General features: G+C 27.7%; 16 protein-coding genes. 8 read left to right on the forward strand and 8 right to left on the reverse strand.

The genetic code is table 11. The annotated features are described in order from the left end of the window. The first annotated feature begins 26 nt into the window (after positions 1 to 26). Together ACTT9U_RS03075 and ACTT9U_RS03080 are read left to right on the forward strand one after the other, a co-directional pair. On the forward strand, positions 27 to 2,081 hold the full coding sequence (locus ACTT9U_RS03075) for a DNA gyrase subunit B (protein WP_440931721.1): 2,055 nt from the start codon (positions 27 to 29) through the stop codon (positions 2,079 to 2,081). Beyond that, the gene (locus ACTT9U_RS03080; protein WP_440931722.1) at positions 2,081 to 3,364 is read left to right on the forward strand and encodes an ActS/PrrB/RegB family redox-sensitive histidine kinase; all 1,284 of its coding nucleotides are present in this window, start codon (positions 2,081 to 2,083) and stop codon (positions 3,362 to 3,364) included. Before ACTT9U_RS03075 ends, ACTT9U_RS03080 begins: the two co-directional genes overlap by 1 nt. Here the strand turns inward: ACTT9U_RS03080 and ACTT9U_RS03085 are convergent. From ACTT9U_RS03085 to ACTT9U_RS03095, 3 genes are read right to left on the reverse strand one after another with little or no spacing between them, the layout of a single operon-like run. Beyond that, positions 3,361 to 5,163 carry a cobaltochelatase CobT-related protein gene (locus ACTT9U_RS03085; protein ID WP_440931723.1) on the reverse strand — a complete coding sequence of 601 codons (1,803 nt, stop codon included), beginning with the start codon at positions 5,161 to 5,163 and terminating at the stop codon, positions 3,361 to 3,363. The two genes, ACTT9U_RS03080 and ACTT9U_RS03085, sit on opposite strands and share 4 nt — an antisense overlap. Beyond that, positions 5,164 to 6,138: a cobaltochelatase subunit CobS gene (cobS, locus tag ACTT9U_RS03090; protein ID WP_440931724.1), complete on the reverse strand. Its 975-nt coding sequence runs from the start codon at positions 6,136 to 6,138 to the stop codon at positions 5,164 to 5,166. Beyond that, positions 6,128 to 6,655 carry a J domain-containing protein gene (locus tag ACTT9U_RS03095; RefSeq protein WP_440931725.1) on the reverse strand — a complete coding sequence of 176 codons (528 nt, stop codon included), beginning with the start codon at positions 6,653 to 6,655 and terminating at the stop codon, positions 6,128 to 6,130. Before ACTT9U_RS03095 ends, cobS begins: the two co-directional genes overlap by 11 nt. 15 nt (positions 6,656 to 6,670) lie before the next feature. Here ACTT9U_RS03095 and ACTT9U_RS03100 point away from each other — a divergent pair, with 15 nt between their 5' ends. Next, positions 6,671 to 6,931, forward strand: a complete 261-nt coding sequence (locus ACTT9U_RS03100) for a BolA/IbaG family iron-sulfur metabolism protein (protein ID WP_440931726.1) — start codon at positions 6,671 to 6,673, stop codon at positions 6,929 to 6,931. On the opposite strand, the gene aroB is transcribed toward ACTT9U_RS03100, so the two are convergent. Both aroB and ACTT9U_RS03110 read right to left on the reverse strand, forming a co-directional pair. Then, positions 6,920 to 8,023, reverse strand: a complete 1,104-nt coding sequence (gene aroB / locus ACTT9U_RS03105) for a 3-dehydroquinate synthase (RefSeq protein WP_440931727.1) — start codon at positions 8,021 to 8,023, stop codon at positions 6,920 to 6,922. The genes ACTT9U_RS03100 and aroB overlap by 12 nt on opposite strands. After that, the gene (locus ACTT9U_RS03110; protein WP_440931728.1) at positions 7,998 to 8,522 is read right to left on the reverse strand and encodes a shikimate kinase; all 525 of its coding nucleotides are present in this window, start codon (positions 8,520 to 8,522) and stop codon (positions 7,998 to 8,000) included. The genes aroB and ACTT9U_RS03110 overlap by 26 nt, the downstream gene beginning before the upstream one ends. A gap of 59 nt (positions 8,523 to 8,581) precedes the next feature. Between ACTT9U_RS03110 and ACTT9U_RS03115 the strand changes: the two genes are divergently transcribed. From ACTT9U_RS03115 to truA, 5 genes are read left to right on the forward strand one after another with little or no spacing between them, the layout of a single operon-like run. After that, complete coding sequence (locus tag ACTT9U_RS03115; RefSeq protein ID WP_440931729.1) at positions 8,582 to 8,764, forward strand: hypothetical protein; 183 nt, start codon at positions 8,582 to 8,584, stop codon at positions 8,762 to 8,764. Beyond that, positions 8,739 to 10,514, forward strand: a complete 1,776-nt coding sequence (locus ACTT9U_RS03120; protein WP_440931730.1) for a hypothetical protein — start codon at positions 8,739 to 8,741, stop codon at positions 10,512 to 10,514. Before ACTT9U_RS03115 ends, ACTT9U_RS03120 begins: the two co-directional genes overlap by 26 nt. 21 nt (positions 10,515 to 10,535) lie before the next feature. Further along, positions 10,536 to 11,054 (forward strand): peptide deformylase, encoded by a 519-nt coding sequence (def, locus tag ACTT9U_RS03125; RefSeq protein ID WP_440931731.1) that lies wholly within the window; start codon positions 10,536 to 10,538, stop codon positions 11,052 to 11,054. A gap of 3 nt (positions 11,055 to 11,057) precedes the next feature. After that, positions 11,058 to 11,987 carry a methionyl-tRNA formyltransferase gene (gene fmt / locus ACTT9U_RS03130; RefSeq protein WP_440931732.1) on the forward strand — a complete coding sequence of 310 codons (930 nt, stop codon included), beginning with the start codon at positions 11,058 to 11,060 and terminating at the stop codon, positions 11,985 to 11,987. After that, positions 11,980 to 12,720, forward strand: coding sequence for a tRNA pseudouridine(38-40) synthase TruA (gene truA / locus ACTT9U_RS03135; RefSeq protein ID WP_440931733.1), 741 nt, complete (start codon positions 11,980 to 11,982; stop codon positions 12,718 to 12,720). Before fmt ends, truA begins: the two co-directional genes overlap by 8 nt. Here the strand turns inward: truA and ACTT9U_RS03140 are convergent. Genes ACTT9U_RS03140 through dapE form a run of 3 tightly spaced genes read right to left on the reverse strand, consistent with a single transcriptional unit; the run spans position 12,694 to position 15,305 of the window. Further along, positions 12,694 to 13,191: an SET domain-containing protein gene (locus tag ACTT9U_RS03140; protein ID WP_440931734.1), complete on the reverse strand. Its 498-nt coding sequence runs from the start codon at positions 13,189 to 13,191 to the stop codon at positions 12,694 to 12,696. The genes truA and ACTT9U_RS03140 overlap by 27 nt on opposite strands. A gap of 33 nt (positions 13,192 to 13,224) precedes the next feature. Further along, on the reverse strand, positions 13,225 to 14,154 hold the full coding sequence (locus tag ACTT9U_RS03145) for a histone deacetylase family protein (protein ID WP_440931735.1): 930 nt from the start codon (positions 14,152 to 14,154) through the stop codon (positions 13,225 to 13,227). After that, positions 14,151 to 15,305, reverse strand: coding sequence for a succinyl-diaminopimelate desuccinylase (dapE, locus tag ACTT9U_RS03150; RefSeq protein ID WP_440931736.1), 1,155 nt, complete (start codon positions 15,303 to 15,305; stop codon positions 14,151 to 14,153). Before dapE ends, ACTT9U_RS03145 begins: the two co-directional genes overlap by 4 nt.

Below are 15,305 nucleotides of genomic sequence, written 5' to 3' on the forward strand. Positions count from 1 at the left end.
AATTTTGTTTTCCATAAATAAAAAAAATGACAAACAAAAATAATTATCAAGCAGATTCCATTAAAGTTTTAAAAGGTCTTGAAGCGGTAAGAAAAAGACCCGGAATGTATATCGGTGACACAGATGATGGCACTGGTTTGCATCATATGGTCTATGAAGTTGTTGATAATTCAATTGATGAAGCTTTAGCAGGACACTGTAAAAAAATTGAGGTAACACTTAATTCTAATGGGACAGTAACAGTCAAAGATGATGGCAGGGGAATTCCCGTTGATATGCACAGGGGTGAAAAGAAATCAGCTGCTGAAGTTATTATGACCCAATTACATGCTGGTGGAAAATTTGATCATGATTCTTATAAAGTTTCAGGTGGGTTACATGGTGTTGGAGTATCAGTAGTAAATGCTTTATCAGAAAGATTAGAACTAGAAATTCATAGAGATGGAAAAAAACACTTTATAAAATTTAAAGATGGTGAAGCTGAAGCACCTTTAAAAACTGCAGGTAAATCAAAAGATACTGGAACTCAAATCACTTTTCTTCCATCAAAAAATATATTTTCATCAATAAAATTTAGTGGAAATATTTTGATAAAAAGAATGCGTGAATTAGCGTTTTTGAATAAAGGAATTAAAATTATTTTTACTGACGTTAATCAGAAAAAGGAAAAAAAGACTGAGTTTAAATTTGATGGCGGAGTTTTAGAATTTGTAGATTTTCTTGATGAAAAAAGAGAAAAACTTCAAAATAAGAATGGAAATGATTTATTTAAAAAACCTATATATATTGAAGGAAAAAAAGGAAATATCGAAATAGAATGCTCATTAAAATGGAATGCTAGTTATTCTGAAGATGTATATCCTTACACTAATAACATCTTTCAAAAAGATGGAGGAACGCATTTATTAGGTTTTAGAAGCGCATTAACAAGAGTTGTTAATAAGTATGCAAATGAACATAATTTATTAAAAAAAAATAAGCTAACAATTTCAGGTGACGATATAAAAGAAGGACTAACTTGTGTTCTGTCTACAAAGATTCCTGATCCAAAATTTTCTTCACAAACAAAAGATAAACTTGTTTCTTCAGAAGTAAGAATGATAGTGGAGACTATTGTAAATGAAAAATTATCAATATGGTTTGATCAGAATCCATCAGTAGCAAAAATAATTTTAGCAAAAGTAATTCAAGCAGCCTTAGCAAGAGATGTAGCGAGAAAGGCAAGAGAGAATGTTAGAAGAAAAGGTGCTTTAGAATTAAGTGGTCTTCCTGGAAAATTAGCAGATTGTCAAATTGGCAAACAAGAGGGAACTGAATTGTTTATTGTAGAGGGGGACTCAGCTGGTGGTTCAGCTAAGCAAGGAAGAAACAGATCCAATCAAGCTGTATTGCCATTAAGAGGAAAAATTCTGAACACTTATGTTGAAGATGTAAGTGCAAAGAAAAAAAATGGAAATGGATCAGATCAAAGAACAAAAGCTTTGTCAAAAATGATTTCTTCAAATGAGATTCTTACCTTGATCAATGCACTTGGTTTAGATCCAAAGTCACAAGAAATTGATATTAAAGACTTAAGGTATGGAAAGATAATTATAATGACCGATGCTGATGTTGATGGTTCTCACATCAGAGCTTTGCTATTAACTTTTTTCAACAATAAACCATTTAGTAAGTTGATTGAAAATGGAAATATTTATTTAGCCCAACCTCCGTTATTTAAAATTAATAAAGGATCAAAAGGTATCTACATTAAAGATGAGTCCGAATTAGAAAAATACATTGTTGAAAACAGCAAAGAACTTAAAAAATATAAAAAAGGATCAAAAGATTATCTAAAAGCAATTGATGATGAAAAATCAAAAATGAATATTCAAAGATTCAAAGGTTTAGGTGAGATGAATCCAGAAGAATTGTGGAACACAACTTTGAACCCAGAAACAAGAAATTTGTTACAAGTACAATATTCAAAAGATACAAAGAAAGATCAAAGCCTAATACATACTCTAATGGGTAATGATGTTGGATTAAGAAAAGATTTTATTACATCTAATGCGATAAATGTAAAAAATCTTGATATTTAGTGAATAGTTTATTTGAAACATCTAAATATTTTACTCTTAAAAAATCTACATATGTATTTTTAAGGTGGATAGGTATTTTAGGACAATTATTTTCAATAAGTTTAGTTTATTTTATCTTTGATTTTAAATTCAATTTTTATGCGTGTTTTTGGATAATATTTGTTGGAGGATTAAGTAACTTATATTTAGATTTTATTTATAAAAAAGTTCAAATTTCAGAACAAAGTTCCTTCTTATTTTTATTTTTCGATACTTTGCAACTTAGTGTTTTAATATATTTTACTGGAGGAATAACTAACCCTTTTATTATCTTCTTAATTATACCCAGTGTATTTTCTTCAGCAAATTTAGGGTTTAGAATTAACCTCAGTTTAGTAGTGATCACATCGATTATAATATTATTTTTGACATTTAATTATCAACCACTTCCTTCGCCCTTAAATCTTGATAATAACCTTAATCAATATGCTTACTATGCAATTCCAATTTCTTTAATTATTGCATTATTTTTTTTAAACTATTTTGCACTTTCTTTTGTTAAAGATTCTAGAATTAGGAAAGAAGCACTTCATAGAATGGAAGAAGTAATGGCCAAAGAACATGAGCTTTTATCACTTGGTGGACAAGCCGCCGCCGCCGCTCATTCTCTTGGAACGCCGTTATCTACAATTAAATTAATTTCGCAAGAATTATCTAAACAACTAAAAAAAGATAAAGAAGTAAGTAAAGACATTGAATTACTCTCAAGTCAAATTGAAAGGTGTGAAGAAATTCTTCAAAAATTAAGTATAAACCCATCTGAAGAAGTAGAGTTTATCGATGATGATTTAAATATGCGAAAATATTTAAGTGATGTAACAAAAAGTTTAGAAGAAATAGGTGATAAAAAATTTGTTTTAAATTTTGATCAAGACTCTAACCCAAAAAAAATATCTAAATCAATTGAAATTGTTTACGGGTTAAAAAACTTTATTGGAAATGCTTATAAATTTTCTAAAGAGACAGTGTTTATAAATTTAAAAAGTGATAGTCGTATGACTGAGATAACAATTGAAGATGACGGCAATGGATATCCCAAAGACGTTTTACCTAAAATTGGAGAACCCTATTTAAAAACTTCTAATATAGAAAATAAAGATAAAGCAGGATTAGGGTTGGGCATATTTATTGGAAAAACGTTGTTAGAAAAAAATTTTGCTAAAGTAATATGCAGAAATTCTAAAACACGTTCTGGTGCTGAAGTTTTAATAAAGTGGAATAACAGAGAATTATTTAATATTTAGTGAAATCTTTTTTTTGTTTCAAATAAAGAATTTAATTGTGATACCATTACATCACCCAACTCGTTTACATCAGTAATTTTTATTGCTCTATTATAATATCTTGAAACATCATGACCAATTCCAATTGCAAGTATTTCTATATCAGATTTATCTTCAATAAACTTGACCATTTTTTTTAAATGTTTTTCCAGAAAATCACCTGAATTAACCGAAAGCGTTGAGTCATCAACTGGAGCACCATCAGATATAACCATTAAAATCTTTCTTTCTTCTTTCCTTTTTTTAATTCTATTAAAAGCCCATTGTATAGCTTCTCCATCAATATTTTCTTTTAACAATCCTTCTTTCAACATTAAACCAAGATTATTTTTTGCTTGTCTCCAGTGAGTATCTCCTCCCTTATAAATAATATGTCTAAGATCATTTAGTCTGCCCGGTGTTTTAGGTTTTTCTTTTTTATTCCATAATTCTCTACTTTTACCACCCTTCCAATTTTTTGTGGTAAATCCTAAAATTTCTACTTTAACTGAACATCTCTCAAGAGTTCTTGATAAGATATCTGCACATATAGCGGCTATTGTAATTGGTCTTCCTCTCATAGAGCCTGAATTATCAATCAATAAAGTTACTATAGTGTCTTTAAATTCCTGATCTTTCTCTTTTTTAAAAGATAAAGAATTATATGGATCCATAATAATTCTTGGTAATTTAGAGCTATCTAGTAGGCCTTCTTCTAAATCAAAATCCCAAGCCCTGTTTTGTTTTGCAAGAAGTTGACGCTGTAATTTATTGGCAAGTTTTGTAATCACATCTTGAAAACCAACCAATTGCTGATCAAGAGTACGTCTTAATTTAGCTGACTCTTCAGCATTTTCTAAATTTTCAGCTTTAATTACCTCATCAAATTGATTTGTGAAAACTTTATATTCAAGACTTAAGTTTTTATGATTAGTTTTTTGAATAACTTGCTCCGAACTTTCTTTATCTGAGTCAGTATCAACAAGCTGTTCGTCCATTTTATATTCATCAATATCATAATCAGAATCCAAACTAGTTTCAGTTTCTTCATCTTTAGTTTGTTCTTTTTGATCTTCAGATTCTGACTCTTCATTTTCATTTGAAGGATTATCTTGTCCTTCATCATTATTTTCCTCTTTTTGCTCATCATTTTCTTCAGTATCAAAAATATCCATATTTTGAAGAATTTCTGAGAATTTAGACGAGTATAAATTTTGATCTTCAAGATTTTCTTTTAAAAAATGAATGTGTTCTTTAACAGAGCTATCAAAATCTTTTTCCCAAAATTCTAACATTCTTGCAGTTAATGAGTTTAGTTTAATGTTATGAAAGTGTTTAAGCATATATAGTTCAAATGCTTCTGCTACTGATACATCTTCTTTTGTTTTTAGTTGATCTTTTCTTTTGAGATTAATTATCTGTTCGTAGTTTTGATTTAAATTTTTTTCAATACCTTTGAGCATTTTAAATCCAAGTTGCTCGTATCTAATTTTTTCTGCAATAGTATAAAGAGATTTACAAGATGAATTTGATGGTGAATTTTTTCTAAAAACTAAATCATCAGAAAATTTTTTTTTAAGAGCTGTTGAATCAGCTTCAGCTCTTAACCTTACAAAATCCCTTGGACCTGAGAGGTTGTCGATTTCAAAAAAATCAAACTTTTTTGAGCTTTTATTTTTGTCTAATTTTTGATCTATTTTTAAATCGTCTGATATAACTCTTACAGTAGAGGAAAGAGCTTGTTTGAGTTTTTCTTTAAGAGAAGCTTCCTTGTTGCTCATTTAAATTTGAATATTTACTAAAGATTCCGGAAGTTCTTCACCAAAACATCTTTGATAATATTCAGCAATAGTATTTTTTTCTAATTCATCACATTTATTTAAAAATGTAACTCTAAATGCATATCCCGTGTCTTTAAATATTTCAGCATTTTCTGCCCAGTGCAATACTGTTCTTGGACTCATTACAGTTGAAATATCACCAGCTATAAATCCTTTTCTTGTTAAAGATGCAACCTTGATCATATTTGATACTTTTTCTTTTCCTTTTGCATTATTTAGATTTTTATTTTTAGCTAGTACGATATCCATTTCACGCTCAAGGCTTAAATAGTTTAATGTTGTAACGATATTCCACCTATCCATTTGGCCTTGATTAATTTGTTGAGTTCCATGGTATAAACCTGTGGTATCACCTAATCCAACCGTATTAGATGTTGCAAATAATCTAAAATATTTGTTTTGTTTAATAACTTTGTTTTTGTCTAATAATGTAAAATTTCCTTCAGCTTCAAGTACTCTTTGAATTACAAACATCACATCAGGTCTTCCTGCATCGTATTCATCAAATACTAACGCAACTGGATTTTGTATTGACCATGGTAATATTCCTTCATTGAATTGAGTAACTTGTTTTCCATCTTTTAAAACAATTGCATCTTTTCCTATAAGATCAATTCTACTTACATGACTATCCAAATTAACTCTCACGCAAGGCCAATTTAATCTTGCAGCAATTTGTTCAATGTGAGTTGATTTACCTGTTCCGTGATATCCTTGAACTAAAACTCTTTTGTTAAAAGCAAATCCAGATATTAAAGCTAGTGTGGTGTCTTTATCAAACTTATAACTCTTATCTATTTCTGGCACATATTCAGATTTCTCTGAAAACGCATCAACTTCCATATCAGAATCTATTCCGAATGTATTTTTAAGAGATAATTTAATGTCTGGCTTTATGTTTAAATTAGGTGTCAATTTTTTCCCTGTAAGTGTTTTTTAGCTGCGTATAAGCTAAAGTAATAATTTTAAGTTTTTCCTCGTATTTTTTGTTGCCGGAATTAATATCAGGGTGAAATTTTTTGACAAGAGATTTAAATTTTTCCTGTATTTTCTGCCATTTTAGTCCAACTGAAACACCTAATACGCTAAATGCCTTTATATCTTGATGGGTAAATTTAAATTTACTCATATGATTATAGTCACTTTTAAATTTATCTTTATCTAACTCGTCTTTTAAAGTGTCGTTCCATAAAACTTTAAAAAAATTATCAGAAGAACTGAAATTTTGAGTTGGTTTATGCCAAGTCATATCAGATTTTAAAAAATCCATTATTTGATCATCATTCATACCTGAAAAATAATTCCAATTTTTATTGAATTCTTTGACGTGATCTAAACAAAGCATTCTATACTTTCTGCTATTATCTTTTTCAACTGGAGCTTTATATTCTCCAATTTCATTACAATTATTCCAATCACAAATATTTTTCATGTTATAAATAAACTTATGGAGATAAATAATTTAATTTCAATAATAAAAGAAAAAATATCCAATAATATTAAATGTGAAGATTTAAAAATTGAGGATAAAAGTTTTTTACACAAAAATCATAAAGGTAATGATGGTTCAAAATTCCATATTAAACTTACTATTAAATCTAATGAATTAAAAAATTATTCAATGATAGAAAGAAATAAAAAAATTTACAAAATTTTAGATGCAGAAATGAAAAATGTTATCCATTCATTACAAATATTAATTATTTAATAGATTAATAAAAAATTGATTTAACTTTTGAATTTTGAATTTACCTTTGAAATTTACATTCCCAATTGATTTAATTAATATTAAATTTATTTCATTAGAGAGATTTTTTTTGTCATTTTGAATAAACCTTAATAACTTTTTAATGTCTTTAGTTGAAAAGTACTGTTTAATATCAGAAGGTAAATTTGTTTTTGAATAATGATTAAAAATCTTTTTATAGTCATTTTTGTTCATTATTTTTAAATTATTGCTAAAGTTAATTGCTGAAATCATTCCTAAGAGTACAGCTTCGCCATGATTTAACTTTTTTGAATAATTTAGTGTGGCTTCATAAGCGTGAGCAAAAGTGTGGCCAAAATTCAAAATTTTTCTCAAACCATTTTCTTTTTCATCTCTTTGAACCACATCTTGTTTTATTTTACAACTCTCTACAATAGCTTTTTCAATGTAGGGTGATTTAAGATTTAATATTTTATAAACGTTTTTGTCTAAATAATTAAAAAAATTTCTATTTTTAATTATTGCATGTTTCAATATTTCACCATAACCACAGACAATCTCTCTTTTTGGAAGTGTTTTTAAAAAATCAGTGTCGCTTACAACGATCTCTGGTTGATAAAAACTTCCAATTAAATTTTTTCCATAAGAAGTATTAATTCCAGTTTTACCTCCAACAGATGAGTCTACCTGAGCAAGTAATGTGCTTGGAATATTTATGAATTTTAAACCTCTTTTAAAAAGACTGGCAGCAAAGCCTCCTGTATCACCTGTAATACCCCCGCCAATAGCAATTAAACAATCATTTCGATTAAAATCTTCTTTTTGTAAAATTTCTAATACTTTAATTATTGTATTAAAGTTTTTACTTTTTTCACTTGGATTGAAAAAAAATAATTTTGATTTTTTTTTAAAAGGATTGATTATTTTTCTTAATTTTTTTTTGCTTATATTTTTATCAATAAATAATAAACATTTATTAAATTTTATATTATTCTTTTTAAATATTGATAAAAGCTTTTCAGAAATTTTATCACCAACAATAATTGGATATTTTTTTGTGTTAGTGTTAATTAATAATTTGTAGTTTTTCATTAAATTTAATTATTTTATCAATTATTTCTTGTTTAGTTAATTTATCACATTTAATTTTAATATGGGCTTTAGAATAAACTTTTGATCTATCTTTTATAAGTTTTTTAAGTTCATCTTCATTAAGTTTGCTGGCTACAGGTCTTTTTTTGCTATTTTTTATTCTTTTAATTAAAGTAGATTCTTCCCATTTTAGCCAGACAGATAAATGATTATCTAAAATTTCCTTTTGAATATTTTTATTTAAAAAAGCTCCTCCACCTAGAGAGATTAGCCCATCATTTTTCTTTAAGAAAGATAGGGTTATTTTCTCTTCTAACTTTCTAAAAAAAACTTCACCTTTTTTTTCAAAAATAGCTTTAATTGTTTGTTTTGTCTTTTTTTCTATCTCGTAATCAATATCATGAAATTCTTTACCTAGTTTTTTTGAAACTAACTTACCTATAGTAGTTTTACCTGATCCCATCATGCCCAGAAAAACAATATTTTTAATTGAATTCATTTAGTTATTTATTGAAAAAACACAAATATGTCTTATTTTGAAAATAATTCATAGGATATATGCAATTACAAAAAAAAACAAGATCAGGTAGTTTTAATATATTAGGTATTTCAATAAAATTATCTATCGTAATTTTAATTTTCTTTGGCGTAGTTTTTTTATTAAATAAAGTAGATTTTCCATCACCAAAAAAAACAATTGAAAAAATAATTCCTAATGAAAACTTCAAAATTGTTAAATAAAAAAAACAGTTTTTTTATAATTCTGTTTTTGTTTTTTTCCTTCAGTTCGTTTGCTGAAGATGAACCCGTTGATATTTGGAATATTGAAAAAACAAATGATGAAGAAGTTAAAATTGAAGAAAATGAAACCACAACAGAGGTACAAGAAGAAATTGTTGAGCAACAAGAAATTAATACAGAAGATTTAAAAATTGAAAATGAAATATTATTAGATCAGAAACTTGTTTCTAAAGATATAAAAATACTTGGCTTATATGATCCATCTGAAAATGGATTAAGTATGCAAATGTGGCGCAATACAAATGGAAATGATTTAAAAAAAATTTTTGCAAAATTAGACAATGTTGATTTATCGAAAGATGCAAATAATTTAATTGAAATTTCACTTTTAACTAATGCTAACCATCCAACAAAAGATATTACTTTGGAAGAGTTTATAAATATCAAATCAAGTTGGATGATTAAGAATTCAAATTTAGATCTAATTGAAAATTACTTATTAAGTAACGATTTATTAAATGAAAATCCTGAATTAGTTAATCATTTAATAAATGAACATTTATCTCAATCAAACTTAGAAAAGGCTTGTGAAATATTTAAAAAATCTAAATCTTCACCTGAGGACGAATATTTATTTAAATTTAAACTATATTGTTTAATTAATTCTGAGGAAGTTGAACAAGCGCTATTAATTTATGATTTAAGAAAAGAACTTGGATTTAAAGATCTATATTATGAAAACAAGATAAATTATTTATTGGGTTTTTCAGATGAGGTGTCAGATGAAATATCAGAAAAATCAATTTTAGATTTTCATTTAGCTCATAGAACAAATCCAAACTTTGAATTTGAGCCTAACCAAGATACTTCAAATGCTATATGGAGTTACTTATCTTCATCAAATTTATTATTTAAAGCAGATCAAATCGATATTGCTGATATAGAAAAAATTTCTGTTATTGAAAATGCAACACATAATCAAAATTATTCAGAAAAAGAATTATATGAAATTTATAAAAAATTTCAGTTCAATATTAATCAATTATTAACGATTAAAGACTCTTATAAATTACTTCCTAAAACCGAGGGAAGAGCTCTAGTTTACCAAGGAATTTTACTTACAACTGATATTTCAAAAAAAATTGAATTAATGGAAATACTAAAAGATTCATTTCTTGAAGAAAACATTGGCAATGCATTCAATAAAGAACTAAATAATTTTTTAATCAATATTGAAGAAGAAGATGTTCCTTCAAATTTTACGACCTTTTATAATTCAAATACTAATAATAATATTGCTAATGAAGAATATGAAATCAAATTTAATAATAAAGTTCTTCATCAATCAAAATTAATCAACTACTTCGAAAATGGATATAAAATTAAAGAGATTGAAAAAGAGTTAGAAAACTTTTTAAAAAAAATTAAGAAAAATAAAAAATATTTTTTATCTAAAAAAGATATCATTTTTATTGAAGCTTTAAAATCTGATGGTGTACAAGTTTCTGAAAGATATGATGATTTGTACAAAATTGATGACAATAAAGAAATACCTACAGATATCCAAAATATGATAATCAAAGAAGATGTTGGTGGAGCTTTATTAAGAATTGCAGAAGTCATTGGTCAGGATAATATTGAGAAAATAGATGATGATACAATATACTTTATTATCAGCACATTGAATAAATTAGATATTGATCCAATAAGAAACAGGATACTTTTAAAAGTTCTACCTTTAAAAGTTTAAAAATTAGACTAAAATAAAATCATGACTGTAAGAACCATTTTAACTGAGCCAAATAAAATTCTAAGACAAATTTCAAAACCTGTAGAAAATGTTGGCAAAGAAGAGCAAGCATTAATGGATGACATGTTAGAAACTATGTATGCAGCTAATGGAATAGGTTTAGCAGCTATACAAATAGGAGTTCCTAAAAGAATAATTGTTATGGACATTAGTAAAGATGAAAATAAAAAAGAACCTAGATATTTTGTAAATCCAGTTATTAAAAATAAAAATCCAATTAAATCTGCGTATGAAGAAGGATGTTTATCAGTTCCAAATCAATTTGCAGAAATTGAAAGACCAAGCAAATGTGATATTGAGTTTTTAGATTATAATGGCGATAAACAATTGATTAATGCTGATGGATTATTAGCAACTTGCATTCAGCATGAAATGGATCATTTAGAAGGTGTTTTATTTATTGATTACTTGTCAAAATTAAAAAAATCGATGATTTTAAAAAAGCTTTCAAAATTAAAATCTAATTCAGCAGTGCTATAATTGATGCTTAAAAAAATTATTTTTATGGGCACACCCATGTTCTCAGTGCCAATTTTAAAGTCGCTTTATCAAAATGGATATCCAGTTACTTGCGTTTATACACAGCCACCTCAAAGATCTAAAAGGGGTCAGAAAGTAAATAAATCACCTGTACAAGGTATCTCTGAAACTTTGAATATAGAGTATAGAGCTCCGGAGACACTAAAAGATAATCAAGAAGAATATGAATACATCAAAAATCTAAAGGCTGATCTTGCTATCGTGGTAGCTTATGGTCAAATTATTCCAAAAAATATTTTAAGCCTTACAAAAAAAGGTTTCATAAATATTCACGCATCTTTGTTACCCAAATGGAGAGGAGCGGCACCTATCCAAAGATCAATTATGAATTTAGATAAAGAAACAGGTATTAGTATTATGAAAATTGATGAGGAACTAGATGCAGGTGCTGTGTCAAATCAATACAAATTGGAAATTGGAGATGAAAATGCAGAAGAAATTTCTGAAAAGTTGTCATTATTAGCAGCAGAAAAAATACTTGATGAAATAGATGATGTTTTGGATGATAAAGCAAATTTTATAGAACAAGATCATTCCAAAGCAACGTATGCTCCTAAAATAGCAAAATCTGAGGGAAGAATTAACTGGAATGAAAAAGCCGAACAAATATTAGGAAAAGTTAATGGTCTTTATCCAGTTCCTGGTGCGTGGTTTAATTTTGATGGAGAAAGGTATAAAATTTTAAAGGCAAAAATTGGCAATGCAGTTGGAAAAGTTGGTGAAGTTTGTTCTGATCAATTAGAGATAATTTGTGGAGATAATAAATCTCTTAAAATAGTTGAAATACAAAGACAAGGCAAAAGAGTGCAATCAATAAATGAGTTTATGCTTGGTTCCAGAATTAAAAAGGGCATGATCTTACCTAATGAATAGATATCAAATTCTAATCGAATACGTTGGCACTAAATTCAAAGGTTGGCAGATTCAAAAAAAAGGAATTACTGTTCAGGGTTTGTTGCAGCAAGAAATATCTAAAATTTTAAAAGAGAAAATAAAAGTTTATGGATCAGGGCGAACTGATGCAGGAGTTCATGCTATACAACAATCAGCTCATTTTGATTGTTCACATGAAATTAAAGATTTGAAAAAAATATTTAATTCGATTAATTTTTTTATAAATCCGTATCAAGTAACATTATTAAAATTAATAAAAAAAAATTCTAACTTTCATGCTAGATTTTCTGCAAAAAAAAGACTTTATAAATATGTAATAATTAATCGAACAGGTGTGCCAGCTATTGATAAAAAAAGATCTTGGCATGTAAGAAAAGATTTAGACTTAGGTTTAATGAAAAAGGGTGCCTTAAAATTATTAGGTAAAAAAGATTTTTCAACTTTTAGAGCTTCAAGCTGTAATGCAAAAAGCCCCATTAGAACTATGGAGAAAGTTACCGTCACTAAAAGTAAAAATAAAATTATAATAAAGTTTCAATCTCAATCATTTTTACAACAACAAGTAAGATCTATGGTTGGTTGTTTAAAATATGTTGGCGAACAAAAATGGACATTAAATCAGTTCGTCAAAGTAATTAAGTCAAAAAATAGAAAACTTTGTGCACCACCTGCACCGGCTGAGGGATTATTTCTTGAGAGAGTTTTTTATTAGATTTTTTTTATTACCCATTGCGAATTTCTTATTTATTCTCCATCTAGACTCAGCTCTTACAATGTAACCACAACAATTTTTTGATTTACATCTACACGGGAACTGTTTGTAATTTTCATCAAATCCAAATCCATAATCACAAGTGAATTCTTCACCTTTTTTAATATCTTTAATTGCTTTGACCCATATTTTTAGTCCCTTGCCATCATAGTCACAATTATTATCACATGAATGGTTTATTAAACCTGCTGTGTTCCACGGGAAATCTCCATCAAGATCATATTTTTTATTTATAGTGAATAAATAAATTGGTTTACTGTTATCGTATTTATCAGATTCTTCAGTTTGTTTTTTTGTGATTAATTTGCCTTTGTAATCAATTATTTTAGTACCAGCTTTTATATCTTTAGTGGCGTAAAGCCCTCTGCCTTTTTTATCAATTTTGGATTTGTTTATTCTATAAAGTTTCATTTCTTGATCTCTTTATTAGGAAAAAAATAATTATCAATTAAATTCTATTAAAGCATCCACATGTCTTTTAGTACAATCTCTTAATGCATTTAAATCATATCCACCTTCTAAAATTGAAACCACTTGGCCATTACTATATTCTTTTGCAAGTTGTAACGTTCTTTTAGTGATCGTATGAAAATCTTCAGTTTCTAATTTTAATTGCGCTAGAGGATCATTTTTATGCGCATCAAATCCAGCAGAAAACAGTATAAATTCAGGCTTAAATTCTTTTAGCTTGTTAAGAGCATAATCATAAGCGTTTAAATATTGTTCTGAGTTTGTGCCTGCCTCTAAGGGTAGATTAAAAACATTATTGAATTTACCTTTTTCGCTTTCAGATCCTGATCCTGGATAATAAGGAAATTGGTGAGTGGAAATATAAAGAACTTTTTCGTTATCATAAAATATATCTTGTGTTCCATTACCATGGTGAACATCAAAATCTATTATTGCTACTCTTTTGAAGTTAAATTTTTCTATTAGATAGGTAGCCCCAACTGCAACATTATTATAGATACAAAAGCCCATCGCTTTATCTTTTTCAGCGTGGTGACCAGGTGGTCTTACTGCACAAAAAGCATTTTTGTATTTCTTTTCAATCACACCATCTATTGCTGTTATTATTGAGCCAACAGCGTCTGTCGTAGCATCTTTGCTACCTGGTGAAACTATTGTATCTCCATCTAAAAATTCCAAACCTTTTGAAGGAAATGAGTTCCCTACAAAATCAATATAATCTGAGGTATGAGTTGATTTTAAGAGGTTTAAATCAAATTTTTTTGATTTTTCCCAAATTAGGTTTTGATTATTAAGTTTTTTGAAATTGTCTATGACTACTGAAACCCTATCTATTTTTTCTGGATGTCCATTACCCGTGTTGTGATTTTGATAAGTATCAGTTGTTATTAATCCAGTTTTCAATTGAAATAATTTTTTAGGATGGTTTCGTAGATTTTAGTAAGTTTTTTTAAATCAATTATTGAAACTGCTTCATCAACCTTATGCATTGTTTTACCAACTAATCCAAACTCAAGACAAGGAGTAATTTTTCTTATAAATCTTGCATCAGAAGTTCCACCAGTCGTAGATAGTTTTGGATTAATTTTAGTAATTTGTTTCACAACATCTCTTATCATAAAAGTAGTAGAGTTTGGTTTTGATAAGAAAGCTTCACCAGAAACCCTGTAATTAATTTCAGATTTTACTTTATCTTTTGATGTTATTTTCTTGATAACTTTATTAAGTTTATTTTTTATAGAATTAGATGTGTGTTTATTATTAAATCTAATATTAAAAGTAGCCGAAGCTGTTGCAGGAATTACATTTTCAGCGTGATTATTTATATCCATTTTAGTTATTTCTAAATTTGATGGCTGAAAATCTTTTGTTCCTGTATCGAATTTTATATTTTTAAATTCGTTTAATATTTTTATTATTGATGTAACAGGATTTTTTGCTCGATGTGGATATGCTACATGTCCTTGAACTCCATGAATTGTAAGTTTTCCATTCATACTTCCTCGTCTGCCAATTTTAATCATTTCACCTAATTTGTTTGGATTGGTAGGCTCACCTACAATACAAAAGTCTATTTTTTCTTTTTTTCTTTTGAGATAATCGACAACTTTTTTTGTACCGTTTACAGCAATACCTTCTTCATCACCCGTTATAAGTAAACTAATTGAACCGTTAAATTTATTTTGTGAAACATATTTGCTAATAGCAGAAACAAACGCTGCTATAGAGCTTTTCATATCATTTGCACCTCTTCCAATTAAATGACCTTTTTTAATTGCAGGTTTAAAAGGATTGATTGTCCAATCTTTTGTATTGCCTGGGGGAACAACATCTAAGTGGCCAGCAAAACATAGATTGGGACTTTTGTTTCCAAGTCTTGCATATAAATTCTTCACTGGTTTTGTGTTTTTTTCAGTAAAAGTTAAAATTTTAGTTTTAAAGCCTAAAGATTTTAATTTTTTTTCTAAGTATCCCATAACTCCAGCATCAGTCGGTGTGATAGATGGAAATCGAATTAGCTCTTTAGCTAACTGTAGTTCATCAATTTTTGGCAT

It is taken from the genome of Candidatus Pelagibacter sp., from assembly GCF_052049975.1.
Lineage (GTDB): Bacteria > Pseudomonadota > Alphaproteobacteria > Pelagibacterales > Pelagibacteraceae > Pelagibacter.

Excerpts from the sequence above, each read along its gene's own strand:
- dapE (WP_440931736.1), bottom strand. The coding sequence starts at position 15,305 with ATGCCAAAAATTGATGAACTACAGTTAGCTAAAGAGCTAATTCGATTT.
- ACTT9U_RS03095 (WP_440931725.1), bottom strand. The coding sequence starts at position 6,655 with ATGAAAAATATTTGTGATTGGAATAATTGTAATGAAATTGGAGAATAT.
- ACTT9U_RS03115 (WP_440931729.1), top strand. The coding sequence starts at position 8,582 with ATGCAATTACAAAAAAAAACAAGATCAGGTAGTTTTAATATATTAGGT.
- ACTT9U_RS03120 (WP_440931730.1), top strand. The coding sequence starts at position 8,739 with ATGAAAACTTCAAAATTGTTAAATAAAAAAAACAGTTTTTTTATAATT.
- truA (WP_440931733.1), top strand. The coding sequence starts at position 11,980 with ATGAATAGATATCAAATTCTAATCGAATACGTTGGCACTAAATTCAAA.
- ACTT9U_RS03110 (WP_440931728.1), bottom strand. The coding sequence starts at position 8,522 with ATGAATTCAATTAAAAATATTGTTTTTCTGGGCATGATGGGATCAGGT.
- ACTT9U_RS03075 (WP_440931721.1), top strand. The coding sequence starts at position 27 with ATGACAAACAAAAATAATTATCAAGCAGATTCCATTAAAGTTTTAAAA.
- ACTT9U_RS03140 (WP_440931734.1), bottom strand. The coding sequence starts at position 13,191 with ATGAAACTTTATAGAATAAACAAATCCAAAATTGATAAAAAAGGCAGA.
- ACTT9U_RS03100 (WP_440931726.1), top strand. The coding sequence starts at position 6,671 with ATGGAGATAAATAATTTAATTTCAATAATAAAAGAAAAAATATCCAAT.
- def (WP_440931731.1), top strand. The coding sequence starts at position 10,536 with ATGACTGTAAGAACCATTTTAACTGAGCCAAATAAAATTCTAAGACAA.
- ACTT9U_RS03085 (WP_440931723.1), bottom strand. The coding sequence starts at position 5,163 with ATGAGCAACAAGGAAGCTTCTCTTAAAGAAAAACTCAAACAAGCTCTT.
- aroB (WP_440931727.1), bottom strand. The coding sequence starts at position 8,023 with ATGAAAAACTACAAATTATTAATTAACACTAACACAAAAAAATATCCA.
- fmt (WP_440931732.1), top strand. The coding sequence starts at position 11,058 with ATGCTTAAAAAAATTATTTTTATGGGCACACCCATGTTCTCAGTGCCA.